This is a genomic window from Nonomuraea sp. NPDC047897 (assembly GCF_043204415.1).
Classification (GTDB): Bacteria; Actinomycetota; Actinomycetes; order Streptosporangiales; family Streptosporangiaceae; genus Nonomuraea.
In genome coordinates, this window is the sequence record NZ_JBIDCC010000014.1 from 170,947 (window position 1) to 184,698 (window position 13,752).

At 73.1% G+C, this 13,752-nt stretch carries 15 protein-coding genes; 8 read left to right on the forward strand and 7 right to left on the reverse strand.

The window, feature by feature from the left end:
- Positions 1 to 12: 12 nt before the first annotated feature.
- Together ACGF0J_RS29385 and ACGF0J_RS29390 are read right to left on the reverse strand one after the other, a co-directional pair.
- Positions 13 to 1,182, reverse strand: a complete 1,170-nt coding sequence (locus tag ACGF0J_RS29385; protein ID WP_393150841.1) for an FAD-dependent oxidoreductase — start codon at positions 1,180 to 1,182, stop codon at positions 13 to 15.
- Positions 1,179 to 1,766: a TetR/AcrR family transcriptional regulator gene (locus ACGF0J_RS29390; protein ID WP_393150843.1), complete on the reverse strand. Its 588-nt coding sequence runs from the start codon at positions 1,764 to 1,766 to the stop codon at positions 1,179 to 1,181. Before ACGF0J_RS29390 ends, ACGF0J_RS29385 begins: the two co-directional genes overlap by 4 nt.
- 155 nt (positions 1,767 to 1,921) lie before the next feature.
- Here ACGF0J_RS29390 and ACGF0J_RS29395 point away from each other — a divergent pair, with 155 nt between their 5' ends.
- The 6 genes from ACGF0J_RS29395 to ACGF0J_RS29420 all read left to right on the forward strand — a co-directional run bounded on the left by ACGF0J_RS29395 (position 1,922) and on the right by ACGF0J_RS29420 (position 6,482).
- Positions 1,922 to 3,070, forward strand: a complete 1,149-nt coding sequence (locus ACGF0J_RS29395; protein ID WP_393150845.1) for a class I SAM-dependent methyltransferase — start codon at positions 1,922 to 1,924, stop codon at positions 3,068 to 3,070.
- A 120-nt stretch (positions 3,071 to 3,190) separates the two neighbouring features.
- Complete coding sequence (locus tag ACGF0J_RS29400) at positions 3,191 to 3,925, forward strand: ABC transporter ATP-binding protein (RefSeq protein WP_393150847.1); 735 nt, start codon at positions 3,191 to 3,193, stop codon at positions 3,923 to 3,925.
- On the forward strand, positions 3,922 to 4,620 hold the full coding sequence (locus ACGF0J_RS29405; protein WP_393150849.1) for an ABC transporter permease: 699 nt from the start codon (positions 3,922 to 3,924) through the stop codon (positions 4,618 to 4,620). The genes ACGF0J_RS29400 and ACGF0J_RS29405 overlap by 4 nt, the downstream gene beginning before the upstream one ends.
- 4 nt (positions 4,621 to 4,624) lie before the next feature.
- Positions 4,625 to 5,719, forward strand: a complete 1,095-nt coding sequence (locus ACGF0J_RS29410) for a sensor histidine kinase (protein WP_393150851.1) — start codon at positions 4,625 to 4,627, stop codon at positions 5,717 to 5,719.
- Positions 5,695 to 6,324 carry a response regulator gene (locus ACGF0J_RS29415; RefSeq protein WP_393150853.1) on the forward strand — a complete coding sequence of 210 codons (630 nt, stop codon included), beginning with the start codon at positions 5,695 to 5,697 and terminating at the stop codon, positions 6,322 to 6,324. Before ACGF0J_RS29410 ends, ACGF0J_RS29415 begins: the two co-directional genes overlap by 25 nt.
- A gap of 2 nt (positions 6,325 to 6,326) precedes the next feature.
- Positions 6,327 to 6,482: a hypothetical protein gene (locus ACGF0J_RS29420; RefSeq protein ID WP_393150855.1), complete on the forward strand. Its 156-nt coding sequence runs from the start codon at positions 6,327 to 6,329 to the stop codon at positions 6,480 to 6,482.
- Here ACGF0J_RS29420 and ACGF0J_RS29425 read toward each other — a convergent pair.
- From ACGF0J_RS29425 to ACGF0J_RS29440, 4 genes are all read right to left on the reverse strand, one after another.
- On the reverse strand, positions 6,446 to 7,261 hold the full coding sequence (locus tag ACGF0J_RS29425; RefSeq protein WP_393150857.1) for a DUF1206 domain-containing protein: 816 nt from the start codon (positions 7,259 to 7,261) through the stop codon (positions 6,446 to 6,448). The genes ACGF0J_RS29420 and ACGF0J_RS29425 overlap by 37 nt on opposite strands.
- Positions 7,262 to 7,333: 72 nt before the next feature.
- Positions 7,334 to 8,545, reverse strand: a complete 1,212-nt coding sequence (locus ACGF0J_RS29430) for a hypothetical protein (RefSeq protein ID WP_393150859.1) — start codon at positions 8,543 to 8,545, stop codon at positions 7,334 to 7,336.
- Positions 8,542 to 9,051, reverse strand: a complete 510-nt coding sequence (locus ACGF0J_RS29435; RefSeq protein WP_393150861.1) for a SigE family RNA polymerase sigma factor — start codon at positions 9,049 to 9,051, stop codon at positions 8,542 to 8,544. Before ACGF0J_RS29435 ends, ACGF0J_RS29430 begins: the two co-directional genes overlap by 4 nt.
- Positions 9,052 to 9,184: 133 nt before the next feature.
- Positions 9,185 to 10,696, reverse strand: a complete 1,512-nt coding sequence (locus ACGF0J_RS29440; RefSeq protein WP_393150863.1) for a M28 family metallopeptidase — start codon at positions 10,694 to 10,696, stop codon at positions 9,185 to 9,187.
- A 233-nt stretch (positions 10,697 to 10,929) separates the two neighbouring features.
- Between ACGF0J_RS29440 and ACGF0J_RS29445 the strand changes: the two genes are divergently transcribed.
- The gene (locus tag ACGF0J_RS29445) at positions 10,930 to 11,112 is read left to right on the forward strand and encodes a hypothetical protein (protein WP_393150866.1); all 183 of its coding nucleotides are present in this window, start codon (positions 10,930 to 10,932) and stop codon (positions 11,110 to 11,112) included.
- Between the two features lie 81 nt (positions 11,113 to 11,193).
- Positions 11,194 to 12,972 carry an HAD-IIB family hydrolase gene (locus ACGF0J_RS29450; RefSeq protein WP_393150868.1) on the forward strand — a complete coding sequence of 593 codons (1,779 nt, stop codon included), beginning with the start codon at positions 11,194 to 11,196 and terminating at the stop codon, positions 12,970 to 12,972.
- Between the two features lie 4 nt (positions 12,973 to 12,976).
- Here ACGF0J_RS29450 and ACGF0J_RS29455 read toward each other — a convergent pair whose 3' ends face one another.
- Positions 12,977 to 13,720: a metallophosphoesterase gene (locus ACGF0J_RS29455; protein WP_393150870.1), complete on the reverse strand. Its 744-nt coding sequence runs from the start codon at positions 13,718 to 13,720 to the stop codon at positions 12,977 to 12,979.
- Positions 13,721 to 13,752 lie beyond the last annotated feature (32 nt).

The following is a 13,752-nucleotide window of genomic DNA, read 5'->3' on the forward strand; positions in this document are numbered from 1 at the left end:
CCGAGGCCCAACCTACCCCCGCCGGGCGTCCGTGGCCGAGCTGATCAGGTCGTGTCCCTCGTTGATGAGGGAACCGACGAAGATCCGGCCGCCGCCGGGGAGCGCGGCGAGGCGCAGCATCGCGTCGCGGGCGGCGATGCGCCACTTCCCGGACGGCGCCATCCAGCGGACGAACCGGCGGCCGAACCGCTGCACCTCCAGGACGACCGGCCGCATCCGCCGGTGGTAGCGGGCGAGCGCGTCGTGGACGTCGCCGGCGGCCAGCTCGTCGGCGAGCACCCGGGCGCCGGCCATGGCGAGTGAGGCGCCGTGCCCGGCGAACAGCGAGACGGCCTGGCAGGCGTCGCCGAGCAGCACCACCCGCCCCCTGCTCCACTCGTCCACGTGCACCTGGGTGACCTGGTCGTGGTAGAGCCCGGGCGGGTCCGGGCAGTGGCGCAGCGCCTCCGGCAGGATCCAGCCCAGGTCGCCGTAGTGGCGCAGCAGCGTGGCGCGGGGGTCGGCGGGCGGCTCGGGGTCGGGCTCGCGGCGCAGGAACAGCATGGCGAGCCGGCCGCCGTCCAGCGCGTACGTGCCGGCCATCAGGCCGGGCACGGTGAGCATCTCGTAGCGGTCGCCGACCCGCCGGCTGAGCTCCGGGTCGGTCAGGGTGTAGGCGGCGACGTGGTGGCCGAGGTGGCGGACGAAGGGGTGTTCCTGCTCGAAGGCCAGTCCGCGCACCCGGGAGTGCGCGCCGTCGGCGCCCACGAGCAGGTCCACCCGCCGTTCGGTGCCGTCGGTCAGCCGTACGGTGACGCCGTGGCGGTCCTGGTCGGCGGCCTCGACGCTGGTGCCGTAGCGGACGGGGGCGCGCACGTCGTCGTGGACGGCGCGGGCCAGCTCGCCGCGCGGCAGGCTGACGACCTTCGCGGCGAACTCCGGTGGCATGGTGAGCCGGCTGGTCCGCCGCCCGTCGCGGTCGACGTAGGCCAGCTCCGTGACGGGGTATCGAACCTGCTCCAGGCGGTCGCCCAGGCCCATCGCGCGGGCGACCTCGTAGCCGGGCCCGTAGAAGTCGATCATGTAGCCGCCGTCGCGGAAGGCGGGCGCCCGCTCGACCAGCTCCACCTCCCAGCCCGAGCGCTCCAGGTGCCAGGCCAGCGTGAGCCCGGCGATGCCGGCGCCACAGATGAGCACCTTCACCGCGGTCCTCCCTCCGGTGGGACGCCGAGCATGGCGCGCAGCGGTCCGGCGAGCGTGGCGGGGTCGAGGGCCGGGTCGAGCGCGCGGTGCAGGAGCAGGCCGTCGATCAGCGCGGCGAGCGCGACGGCGGACTGCTCGGCCCGCGAGCCGTGGCCGTGCTCGCGTAGCCAGCCGGCCACCCGCGACCGGAAGCCGGCGATCAGCGCGCCCAGTTCGTCGCGCAACCCCGGTTCGCGCCCGGCGGCCAGGAACATCTCCGCCAGCAGCAGCGAGGCGGGGTCGGTGCCGCTGTAGCGGGACAGCTCCCGCAGCAGCCAGTCGATCCCGTCGGCCACGCTCGGCCGGCTCGCCAGCTCGGCTTCGGTCTGCTCCAGCAGCTCTCGGGCGAAGCCGACGCCGGCGGCCACCAGCAGGTCGGACACGGAGGCGAAGTGGTAGTGGACGACGCCGGCGTTGACGCCGGCCCGCTGGGCCACCATCCGGGTCGACACGCCGCTCCACCCCACCTCGCCGATGAGGGACACGGCGGCCTGGAGCAGCCGCTCCCGCGTGGCCCTGCCCCGTTCGGCGGACACCTCTGCCACGACAGCCTCCTTTTGGTCAATCGCCTTGGGCGTTCGACCAAATAGTAGGCGAACTGTGGCCATGACGTCCAGGACAGGCTTGACCGAAGCGATGGAATAGTCGCATTACAGACAGGGGAGATCCGAGGCATTCCGCTCTTTTCGAGGTGTTGGCCATGGTCCCTGCACGACGACTGCTCCGCGGTCTGCTCTACGGCTCCCGATACGACCGCGTGCCCTGGGGCCAGCGGGTCTACGTCCGTCCCGGCGAACGGCTGCTCCGCGAGGCGCAGTGGCGGTGGCGCATCCGGCGGGCACCCGTGACCTCCCTGGCCGAGTACGGCTCCGAGCTGCCGCTGGGCGAGATCGAGGAATTCCTGAGCTGCATGATGTGCGGCGAGTCGCGCCAGCAGCCCCTGTTCGAGCCGACGGGCGCCGGCAAGGGGGGCAACGGCAGCACCTGGCGCTACCACGTCGTCCGCTGCCCGTCCTGCGGCTTCCTCTACCGCAACCCCAACATCCGGCCGGAGCGGCTCGGCGACCTCTACTCCAGCGGCTACAGCGGCTTCCTGACCGGCACCTACGCGGCCAACCGACAGCGCCGCTACAACCTGACGATGCAGGCGTTCTCCCCCGTCCTCGACGACGGCGAGGGCCGGCGACTGCTCGACTTCGGCTGCGGCGTCGGCCTGTTCCTGGAGCTGGCCGAGCAGCGGGGCTTCGACGGCTACGGAGTGGACCTGTCACCCGACTCCGTGGCGCAGGCCAACGCGCGGCTGAAGCGGGCCCGGGCCTACTTCGGGGCGCCGCAGGAGGTGCCGGAGATCGCGGCGGGCGGATTCGACGTCATCACGCTGTGGTCGGTGCTGGCCCACCTGCCCCGGCCGCTGGAGGACTTCGCCACGTTCCGCGAGCTGCTCGCCCCGGGCGGGGTGCTGCTCATCCTGACGGTCAACGCCCAGTCACTCCTGCTCAAGGCGTACGGGTCGGCGTGGAGCGGGTTCACCAAGAACCACCTGATGTTCTACAGCGCCGACACTCTGAAGACGCTGCTGCGCCGTACCGGGTTCGAAGGGGTCGCCTACGCGCCGCACTACGGCGACACGGTCGAGGCGGGCACCACCAGGCTGTTCGAGCCGCTGCGCCGGCGGCTGCGGCAGGCCGTCGAGGCGAGCGACGGCGGCAACATGATGCGCGCGCTGGCCTTCGCCGACGAGGAGGCGATCGCCCGGTGGGGCGACCGTCTGACGATCCACCGCCTGCGCGACCGCGCCGCCGAGCCGGACGGGCGCGACCTCACCGACACCAACCTGACGGCCACCTGACCGACCAGCCACCACCACCGGCATGTCCGCCCCGTACGGCTGAGGCATCCTCCGAACGAGGGATGCCGGGCGACCGGCAGGGCGATGCCGGACGACCCGCCGCCCCGGCACGCTCGGAGCATGACAGCGGCGATCGAGGTCAGCGACCTCAGCAAGAGCTACGACGGCACGCGGGCCGTGGACGGCGTGTCGTTCACGGTGGCGGCCGGTGAGACGTTCGGGGTCATCGGCCCCAACGGCGCGGGCAAGACCACGACGGTGGAGTGCCTGACCGGGCTGCGCCGGCCCGACTCGGGCACGGTGCGGGTGCTGGGCCTCGACCCGGCCCGGGAGCGCCGCGCACTCGCCCAGCGCATCGGGGTGCAGTTGCAGGAGAGCGCACTGCCCGACCGGCTGAAGGTGGCAGAGGCGATGCGGCTGTTCGCCTCCTTCTACGCCGCACCCGACGACTGGCGGGCCGTGCTGGACCGCTGGAGCCTCGGCTCGATCGCCGGCCGGGCGTACGCCGACCTGTCCGGCGGCCAGAAGCAGCGGCTCCAGCTCGCCCTCGCCCTGGTCGGCGGCCCAGAGGTCGTGGTGCTCGACGAGCTGACCACCGGCCTCGACCCGCTGGCCCGGCGGGAGACGTGGACGCTGGTCGGCGACCTCAAGGCGTCCGGCACCACGGCGGTCCTGGTCAGCCACTTCATGGACGAGGCCGAGGAACTGTGCGACCGCGTGGCGGTGATCGTCCGGGGACGGGTCGCCGCCCTCGGCAGCCCGCGCGACCTGATGGCCCGAACCGGCACCGGCTCGCTGGAGCAGGCCTACCTCGCCCTGACCGGCTCGGCCCGCACCGGGGAGGGGTCGCGATGAAGGGATTCGTCCGCCTCTCGCTGACCGAGCTGAGGCTGCTGGCCCGCGATCCGGGCAGCCTGTTCTTCATGGTGGCGTTCCCGCTCATGCTTCTCGTGCTGAACAGCGGCAACGACCGGCTCGACCTGTTCGTCCCGGGCTACCTGGCGATGATCGTGGCCATCGGCGGCATGTCGGGACTGCCGGGCATCATGGCCACCTACCGGGAACGCAAGGTGCTGCGCCGCCTGGCGACCACTCCGGTCTCGCCGGTCGCCCTGCTGGCCGGCCAGGTCGTCGCCCAACTGGTGATGGGCCTGACCGGGTCGCTGATCGTGGTCGGGGCCGCGGTGGTGGGCTTCGGGGCGCCGGCGCCAGGCCATCCGCTCATGCTCGCGGTGGCGTTCCTGCTGTGCGCGCTCATGACGTGCGCCATCGGCTTCCTGATCGCGGCCGTGGCGCCGCGCGCCCGGGTGGCCGAGTTGCTCGGCATGCTCGTGATGTTCCCGATGATCTTCCTGAGCGGCGCGGCCATCCCGAGCGAGGGGTTGCCGGAGCAGATGCGGCGGATCGGCGACCACCTGCCGCTCACCCAGGGCGTGACGGCACTGCGCGAGGGCTGGCTCGGCACCCCCACGGCACTTCCGTTGCTGGTCCTGGCGGGGATAATCGTGGCGGGCACCGCGGTGGCGGCTGCGCTGTTCCGCTGGGAGTGATCGCATGGACGCCGAGGAGGAGCGCTGGCTGCGCGCCTTCCACCTGCTGTTCCTCACCTGCCTCGGGATCTCGGCCGGGTTGTCGCTGACGCGGGGCACGGCCGACCCGCTCTCGCTGGGCCTGGCCGCCCTGATGGCCGCCTGGTACGCGGTCTTCGTGCTGCGCCGCCCGGCGCTGCTGGAGAAGCTCAACCCGATGGGCTGGCACCTGCTCGTGCTGATCGCCCTGCTGTTCGTGCTCATCAGCCGTGACTCGGCCTACGAGACGGCGCTGTTCGGTATGTTCGCGCTGCCGTACGTGCTGGTCCCCGGGCGGTGGAGCTACCTGGGGGCGGCGCTGCTGATGCTGGTGGCGACCGTCGCGACCGGTCAGCTGGAGCGGATCGGCGAGGACCCGTCGGTGTTCGGGTTCCTGTTCGGCAACACCGCACTGCTGATCGTCATCGGGATGTTCGTCCGCAGGATCCTCCAGCACAGCGAGCAGAGCCGCGCGGTCGGCATGCTGGAGGAGCGCGCCCGGCTGGCCAGGGAGATCCACGACACGCTGGCGCAGGGCTTCAGCGGGATCATCGCCCAGTTGGAGGCGGCCGAGCAGTCCATCGACGACCAGCGGGCGGTGCGTGACCGGATCGCCGTGGCCAAGCGGGTGGCCCGCGACAGCCTGAACGAGGCGCGCCGTTCGGTCGAGGCGCTGCGGCCCGAGCCGCTCGACCGGGCGCCGCTGCCCGAGGCGCTCGCCTCCGTCGCCGAGCGCTGGTCGGCCGCCGCCGGCGTCCCGGTGACCGTGTCGCTCGACGGCGAGCCGCGGCGGCTGCCGGTCGACGTCGAGACCACGCTGTTGCGGGCCGCGCAGGAGGGCCTGGCGAACGCGGGCCGGCACGCCGGCGCGACCCGGGCGGCGCTGACCCTGTCGTACATGGACGACGAGGTCACGCTGGACGTCCTGGACGACGGGGCGGGTTTCGACCCTCAGCTCCCGGTGCGCGGCTACGGGCTGACCGCGATGCGCGAGCGCGCGTCGCGGTCCGGAGGCACGGTGACCGTGGAGTCGGCGCCGGGCGAAGGGACGACGTTGTGCGTGAGCATCCCCTGCGCCTGATGATCGTGGACGATCATCCGGTGGTGCGCGACGGGCTGCGCGGCATGTTCGCGGGTGTGCCCGACATGGTGGTGGTGGCCGAGGCGGGCGACGGGCGGCAGGCGCTCGCGCTGGCCCGCCGCGACGCGCCCGACGTGGTGCTGATGGACCTGCGCATGCCGGAGCTCGACGGGCTGGCCACGACCGAACGGCTGCGCGCCGAGCACCCGGAGATCCGCGTGATCGTGCTGACCACCTACGACACCGACGCCGACGTGTCGCGCGCGCTCGCCGCCGGGGTGTCGGGCTACCTGCTCAAGGACGCGCCGCGCGAGGCGCTGCACGCCGCTGTCCGCACGGTCGCGGCCGGCGGTCGGGTGCTGGCGCCGTCGATCACCTCGCAGCTCGTACGGCGACTCACGCCGGAACGCGGCGCGGCGCCCAGCCGCCGTGAGCTGGAGGTGCTGCGGCTCATCGGACAGGGAGCCACCAACAAGGAGGTGGCCCGCGCCCTGCTGATCAGCGAGACGACCGTGAAGACCCATCTCAAGCACGTGTTCGCCAAGTTGGGGGTGGACAACCGGGCCGCGGCCGTGGTGACCGCCATGGAGCGCCGGCTCCTCTGAGTGTGCTGGACGCCGCCGGCCCGGTGGCGCTCGGCGGCACGGCGCACCGGCACGCGGGCGGCCACCTGGGGCAGGTCGAGCGGCTGGCCGAAGGACTCGGCCGGCGAGGACGGCTGAGCGCTCAGGTGCGGCGCCAGCGCGCCTCGCCGAAGCAGTAGCCGGCGAACAGCAGCACCCCGAGGGCCACCACCACGAGCAGCCACGGCCCGGCGGGCGTCTCGGCGAACGCCCGCAGCGTCGCGTCGATGCCGCCGGCCTTGTCGGGGTCGGCGGTGAACGCCGCCTGCACGACGAAGATCCCGGCCAGCCCGGCGATGGCGCCCCTGGCCAGGTATCCGGCCGTGCCCAGCCGGTCCATCGCCTGCCTGGCCCGCGGCGACATCCGGCCCGTGTCCAGGTCCTCCCGGAACTTCTTGGTCAGCCCGGAGCGCACCCAGTAGACGCCCAGCCCGATGACGCCGAGGCCGATCAGGCCCACGATGAGCGGCCCGCCGGGCAGGTCCAGCAGCTTGGCGGTCACGTCCTGCGACTTCTTGTCCTCGGAGGCGGCCCCTCCGGCGAGCAGCACGCTCAGCAGCGTGAAGACGATCAGCGCGTACACGGCGGTGCGGAGCACCGCCTCGACGCGGTCGAGGGTCTTGAGCCCGCCGAACAGCGCCTCCGACGCCTGCCAGAGCGACAGGGCCACGAAGCCCGCCACCATCACCCATAGGATCACCGACCCGAACGGCAGCTCCGCCACCGTGGCGATCGCGCCGCCCTTGTCGGCCTGCTCCTCGGCCCCGCCCAAGGCGATCTGCACCGCCAGCACGCCGATCAGCGCGTACAGCACGCCGCGGCAGGCCAGCCCGACGCGGGTGAGCCGGTCCATCATGGGGTGCCGGACCGCCCGCCGCGCCGCGGCCGTGGCCTGCCGGCCCGCGTTCGTTGTCGTCACCGCTCCTCCTAGGGGATCGCCCGAAGGATTCCCGAGTGCCCTGGAACGCGGGCTTTAGGCATGGAAAGTGGGTCACCGGGGGGTGAGAACCCACACCGGGGAGCCCTCCTTGCGGCTGTCGCTCTTGCCGGTCAACGGGGTCATCCTGGTGCCGTCGACGCTGACCAGCACGAGCCCCGCGTCGAACTCGTTCGGACAGTCCCCCCGGCAGCCCAGCGCGACGACGTTGTCGTCGTCCGCCCACGCCAGGAGCTGCAGCACCGGCTGGCGGCCGACCACGTCGCCGGTCCGGACGTCGGTGATGCGGGTAGGCAGGCCGGGCTCGCCGAGCAGGCGGGTGCCGTCGGGCGAGAGACGTGACCAGCCGTTGCGGCCGAGGTAGCGGTCCTCGGCAGGCGCGTCGTGCGGCCGCCCGTCCGGCGTCCGGTAGACGCGGTACTGCTGCCTCCGCGTGCTCGGTTCCCAGATGAGCGAGCCGTCGGCGCTCCAGCCCAGGTCCTGCCGGCTGTTGCCGTTGCTGGGGCCGTCGCCGAAGCCCGGTTCGGCGCCGCTGCGCATCGGGGGCAGCGCGTGGTGCTCGGCCTCCCCCGTCGCGGCGTCCACGACGTAGTAGCCGGTCCTGGTGCTGGCGGGGGTCTCCAGGGAGTTCTTCGCCAGCCGCCGCCACAGCTCGGGATACTCGGAGTACGTCGTGGCCAGGAGTCTGGTGCCGTCGGGCGACCAGACGACCGAGCCGACGGCGTGCTCCAGCACGACGTCCGTCAGGATCCGCCGCGTGCCGAGATCCACGACGACCAGCCGCCTGCCGAGTCCGTCGCCGTCGATCGCCGCGGCGACCTGGAGCCCCGGCGCGACGTCCACCCACGCCCAGGAGGTCCGCTCGTAACCGCCGGTGCGCGGGTCGTACAGCCACCAGGAGCGCCGGAGCCGCTCCATGGAGCCGGGGAGCTTCTCGACGCTGTGCGTCCAGTAGGCCGACACGGCCACGTTCCCGGCGGCGACCAGCTTGCGTGGGAGCCGGTCGCCGGTGTCGGCCCGCACGTCCGTCGGGGCGGGCGACGGCCTGGCCGGCAGGGTGACCTCCACCGCCGGCCGGACGGTGTCCTCGGCGCCGCCCGGGCCGATGACGTACCCGGCCACCGCGACGAGCAGCCCCGTGACGAGCCCGACCGCCGTCACGGCCGGCCACCGGACACGCCTCCGTAGCGCCCGGTCGGCCAGGTCGTGCGGCACCGCCGCCTCGCCCGCCCACTCCTGCAGGGTGTCGCGCAGCATGCGGGTCATCGTGCGACCTCCAGTTCCTCGGCCAGCTCGGGGGCGATCTCGCGCAGCCGGGCGAGGGAGCGGTGCGCGGTGCTGCGGACCGTGCCGACCGAGCAACCGAGCTGCCGCGCCACCTCGCGCTCGGGCAGGTCCTCGAAGTAGCGCAGCACGAGCACAGTGCGCTGGCGCGCCGTGAGCCTGGCCAGGGCTCCCCGCAGCACCATGCGCAGCTCGCTCTGGTGGGTGCGGTCCTGCCCCGGCCCGTCGGGCGGGGTCGCCTGGACGACCTCGCCACGCCGCCCGGCCACGCGCCACCAGCTCACCTGCTGGCGATACATGATCTGCTTCGCGTACGCCTCGGGCGCCTCGACGCGCCGCCACCTGGCCGCCAGCTTCGTCAGCGCCGTCTGCACCAGGTCCTCGGCCGCGTGCTGGTCGCCGCCGGTGAGCAGGAAGCCGAGCCGCATCAGGGCGGGAGAGCGCGCAGAGACGAACTCGCGGAAGCCTCGCTCGTCCGCGGGGTCCACGATCACCTCCAGTGGGATGAGAATGTCACCCCTCAGACGCTTCGCGCCCCGCCGCGCTATGCCTGCAGCCGGGACCGGAAACGACGAACGCGGGAGGCGGCCGGTCTCCGGCCGTCTCCCGCGTCCGGGTGGGTCAGCTCGCGGCCTGTACGGCCACGCGCGGCGCGGTGGCGGCCTCCCGCCTCGGGATGGTCCCGAGGTTGAAGGCGTACCGTGCGGTCGAGTCGGCGATCGCGTCGGAGTTCACGTCGAGCGCGGTCGCGTCGATGTTGGTGATGGTGTCGCACGCCTGGTGGTAGCAGGGGTCGTAGGCGGTGCCGGCCGTGCCGCCGAAGAGCGCGGCCTCCTCGGGCGTCTTGATGCCCTCGGCGCCGGTGAAGATGCCGCCGGACGGGATGCCGACGGCGATGAACGGGCCGTAGTCGGAGCGGCCGTCGAAGTCGGTGCCGACGTGGCCGAGGTCACGGGCGTCGTAGAAGGCCTCCAGGCGCTTCTCGATCTCCGCCGAGCCGGGCGGGCCGGCGGGCGAGCCGACGTTGTCGGAGTTGTCGCCGTCGTACAGCTTGATGGCGTAGTTGGGCGAGGCGACCATGTCGAAGTTCAGGTAGAGCCTGATCCGGTCACGCTGGGCCTGCGACAGCTCGGCCACGTACTGGTCGGAGCCGAGCAGGCCGAGCTCCTCGGCCGCCCAGAACGCGAAGCGCACCTTGTTGCGCACCGGGAACCGCTTCATCTGCAGGGCGGTCTCCAGGACGGCCGCGCTGCCGGAGCCGTTGTCGTTGATGCCGGGGCCCTCGGGGACGCTGTCGAGGTGCGCGCCGACCATCACGACGTTGCGCGGGTCGCCGTGGCGGGTCTCGGCGATGACGTTGTGGTCGGTGCCGAGCTGCAGCGTGGCGTCCACCTTGAGCCGGACGGTCGCGCCGGCCGTGGCGGCCAGCTCGTTGCCGACCGCGAAGTCGGCGAAGACCATCGGCACCCCGGCCCGCCACTCGCCGATGTCGAGCGGGTAGGCGTCGGTGCGGCCCGGCTGGCCCTCGTTGAAGACGATGATGCCCGACGCGCCGGCGGCGCCCGCGTTGCGGATCTTCTGGGCGAACGCGCACGTGCCGCGCTGGATCAGCGCGATGCGTCCCTTGACGAAGCCCTCGAAGTCGGACATCTCGCAGCCGCTCGTCGAGCTCGGCGCGGGGGCGGGCGGCAGGGTCAGGTCGACGCCCTGGACCTGGGCCGTCACGTCACCGGCGGGCGAGGGCTGGAAGGTGTGGAAGTCCTCGTTCGGGGCGTACGTCTTCTGGCCGGGAGCGGTCAGGGCCAGGGTGGGCGGGTTGTTCTCCGTCCAGCTCTGGACGAAGTTGATCGGGTCCAGGGTGACCCGGTAGCCGGCCCTGCGCAGCTTGCCCGCCACGTAGTCGCGGGACGCCGCGTAGCCGGGCGTGCCCGCGGCCCGGTTGCCCCCGTTGGCCGTGGCGATGGCCTGGAAGGCGTCGAGGTGCTTCTTGGCGTTCGCCCCCGTGACCTGCTTCACCAGCAGTCTGGCGAAGGCCTCCTCGACCGTTTTCGCCTCGGCCGGGCCGGTCATGGCCAGCGGCAGGGCGAGTGCCGTCATCAGGGCGGTCACGCCCTTGAGAACGGATACGCGCATAGGACTCCTCCAACGACGTGAACGGCCGCAGATCCCCCGAGGCAGCCTTATCGGAAGGTATCCCCGGGCGAGGGAAACGGCTAGGGCCCGGTTGCGAATACGATCGTTCATGAGTCGGGCGCGATGACATGCGCCGGGGCACGCATCGCCGGGCCCGAGCACCGCCTTCGACATGGGCTCGCCATCCCCGGGCAGGGTGTCCCCCGTACGCGTTCGCCCACGGGGGAGGACCCATGTCGGAATCCGACGACCGCCCGCTCGCCGACCGGCGCGCCGACCCGGAGGTCCACGACGAGGCGGACTTCGCCGAGGAGTTCGTCCCCTCGCCCACCGATCCGGCCAACCAGCCGGAGGGCGACCCGCACGAGCGGGTGTACGGCGAGGACGAGGGCTACGACCGGCCCACCGACGTCTGACCCGCCCGGACTGGTGGCCGCGCTCTGGGACGCGTGCGGCGGGCGCCTTTCGACGGCCCTGTGCCGGGTAGGGGCGGGCCCATGAGATATCACGTGCTCGCCTGCGACTTCGACGACACCCTGGCCACGCACGGCACGGTGACCGACGACACCGTCAAGGCACTGGAGCGGGTCTCCCGCTCCGGCCGGCGGCTGCTGCTGGTCACCGGCCGCGAGTTGGACGACCTGCTCGCCGTGTTCCCGCACGCCGACCTGTTCGATCTGGTGGTCGCCGAGAACGGGGCGCTGGTCTACGACCCCGGCGAACGAACCAGGGACGCGCTGGCCGAGCCGCCGCCGGAGGAGTTCGTGGAACGGCTGCGCGGGCAGGGCGTGACGCCGCTCGGCGCCGGAGCCGTGATCGTCGCCACCCGCGAGCCGTACGACGAGCAGGTGAACGACGCGATCCGCGAGTTCGGCCTGGAACTCCAGGTGATCAGGAACAAGGGCGCGGTCATGGTGCTGCCGCCCGGCGTGAACAAGGCCAGCGGCCTGGCCACCGGGCTTGCGCGGCTCAACATGTCGCAGCACAACGTGGTGGCCGTCGGCGACGCCGAGAACGACCACGCGTTCCTGACCGCCGCCGAGTGCGGCGCCGCCGTGGCCAACGCCGTACCGGCGCTGCGTTCGCAGTGCGACCTGCCGCTCGACGGGGAGGCCGGGGCGGGCGTGGTCGAGCTGGCCGAACTGCTCCTGTCGGGCGAGCTGGACGAGCGGAAGATCCCCCGGCACGACGTGCTGCTGGGCCGCGCCCGCAGCGGCGGGGACGATGCCGCGAACGGTGGTGGGGACGGTACCGGGAACGGCGCCGGGGGCGAGGTGCGGCTGCCGCCGTACGGGACGGGGCTCGTCGTGGCCGGGCCGTCGGGCGGCGGCAAGTCCACGGCCACCACCGCGCTCCTCGAACGGCTCATCGAGGCCGGCCACCAGTGCGTGGTGATCGACCCGGAGGGCGACTACGCCGAGTTCCCCGAGGCGGCCGTGCTGGGCGACCCCGACCGGCCGCCGGGCGTCGAGGAGGTGCTGCGGCTGCTGGAGTCGCCCGAGCAGAGCGCCGTCGTGAACATGATCGGCATGCCGCTGCGTGACCGGCCGGCGTTCTTCACCGAGCTGCTGCCCAGGCTGACCGCCCTGCGGACGCGGCTCGGGCACCCGCACTGGGTCGTGGTGGACGAGGCGCACCACCTGATGCCGGCGGAGCTGCAGGACGTGCCGATCAAGGACGTGCACGACCTCGGCTCGCTCCTGATGATCACCGTGCATCCGGAGGCGCTGAGCCCGGCCGCGCTGCGCCTGGTCGGCCACGTGCTCGCGGTCGGCGACCGGCCGGACCGCACGCTGGCCGCCTTCGCCGACGCCCTGGGCGAGCCGGCGCCGACCGCGGACGGCCTGCCGGAGCACGGGGTGGTGCTGTGGCGGTGCGGCTCCGACCGGGCCCAGCCGGTCGAGGTGGAGCCGGCCCGCACCGAGCGCACGCGGCACCGGCGCAAGTACGCGGCGGGCACCATGTCCAAGGACAAGAGCTTCTACTTCACCGGCCCCGACGACCGCCTGCACCTGCGCGCCCGCAACCTGCACACGTTCATCGAACTGGGCGAGGGCGTGGACGAGGAGACGTGGACCCACCACCTGGGCCGCGGCGACTACTCCACGTGGATCCGGGAGTCGCTGGGCGACGACGAGCTGGCCGACGAGGTCGCCGCCGTCGAGCGGGACGAGGGCGACGCCGCCGAGAGCCGGCGCCGCGTCACCTCCCTCATCGAGGAGCGCTACACGCTGCCGTCCGAGCCGACGAGATACGACCCGGACCACGACGACTGAGGCCTCACGGGACGGTCCGGTAGTAGGTGAGGAATTGGCCGTCGTCGTCGAGGATGTGCACCGCGAGCGAGGGCGGCACATCGTGGTCCATCGGCCCCGGAGCCGCCTCCCACGGCAGCCGCAGGGCGTTGACCACGCCCGGAGCCGCGCGCAGCGGGCGTCCGCCCAGGGTGGCGGCGACGGCCCCGTGGCAGTGGCCGCACAGCACGGCCGCCACGTTCGGGTGCCGGGCGAGCAGGGCGGCGAGCCGGTCGGGGGCGTCCATCCCGATGGGGTCGAGGGCCGGGTGATGCAGCACGACCGGCTGGTGGTGGAAGGCGACGAACACCGGGACGTCGCCGGGCGTCTCCGCCAGCACGCCGGCGAGCCAGTCGAGGGTCTGCTCGTCGAGGCGGCCGCCGTCCTCGCCCGGGATCGTGGAGTCGCACAGCGCGTAGACCGCCCGGGCCGTCCGGCGCACCTGGTTGATCGGGCCTTCGGCCGCCGGCTCGCCGAGCAGCACCCGGCGGAACTCCGCCCGGTCGTCGTGGTTGCCCGGGCAGACGAGCGTGGGATGACGCAGGGCCAGCAGCTCGCGCGCCTCCTCGTACTCGGCGGCCCGGCCGTGATCGGCGATGTCACCGGTGACCAGCACGGCGTCGAAGTCGTACGGCAGCGCGTCCAGGAACCCGGCGACCCGGCGCGCCCGGTCGGCGGCGCGTGCCCCGCCGTCGAGGTGGAGGTCGCTGAGGTGCGCGATCACGATCACTGCGAGGTCCTCTCCCGGTGGCCGCTCAGCAT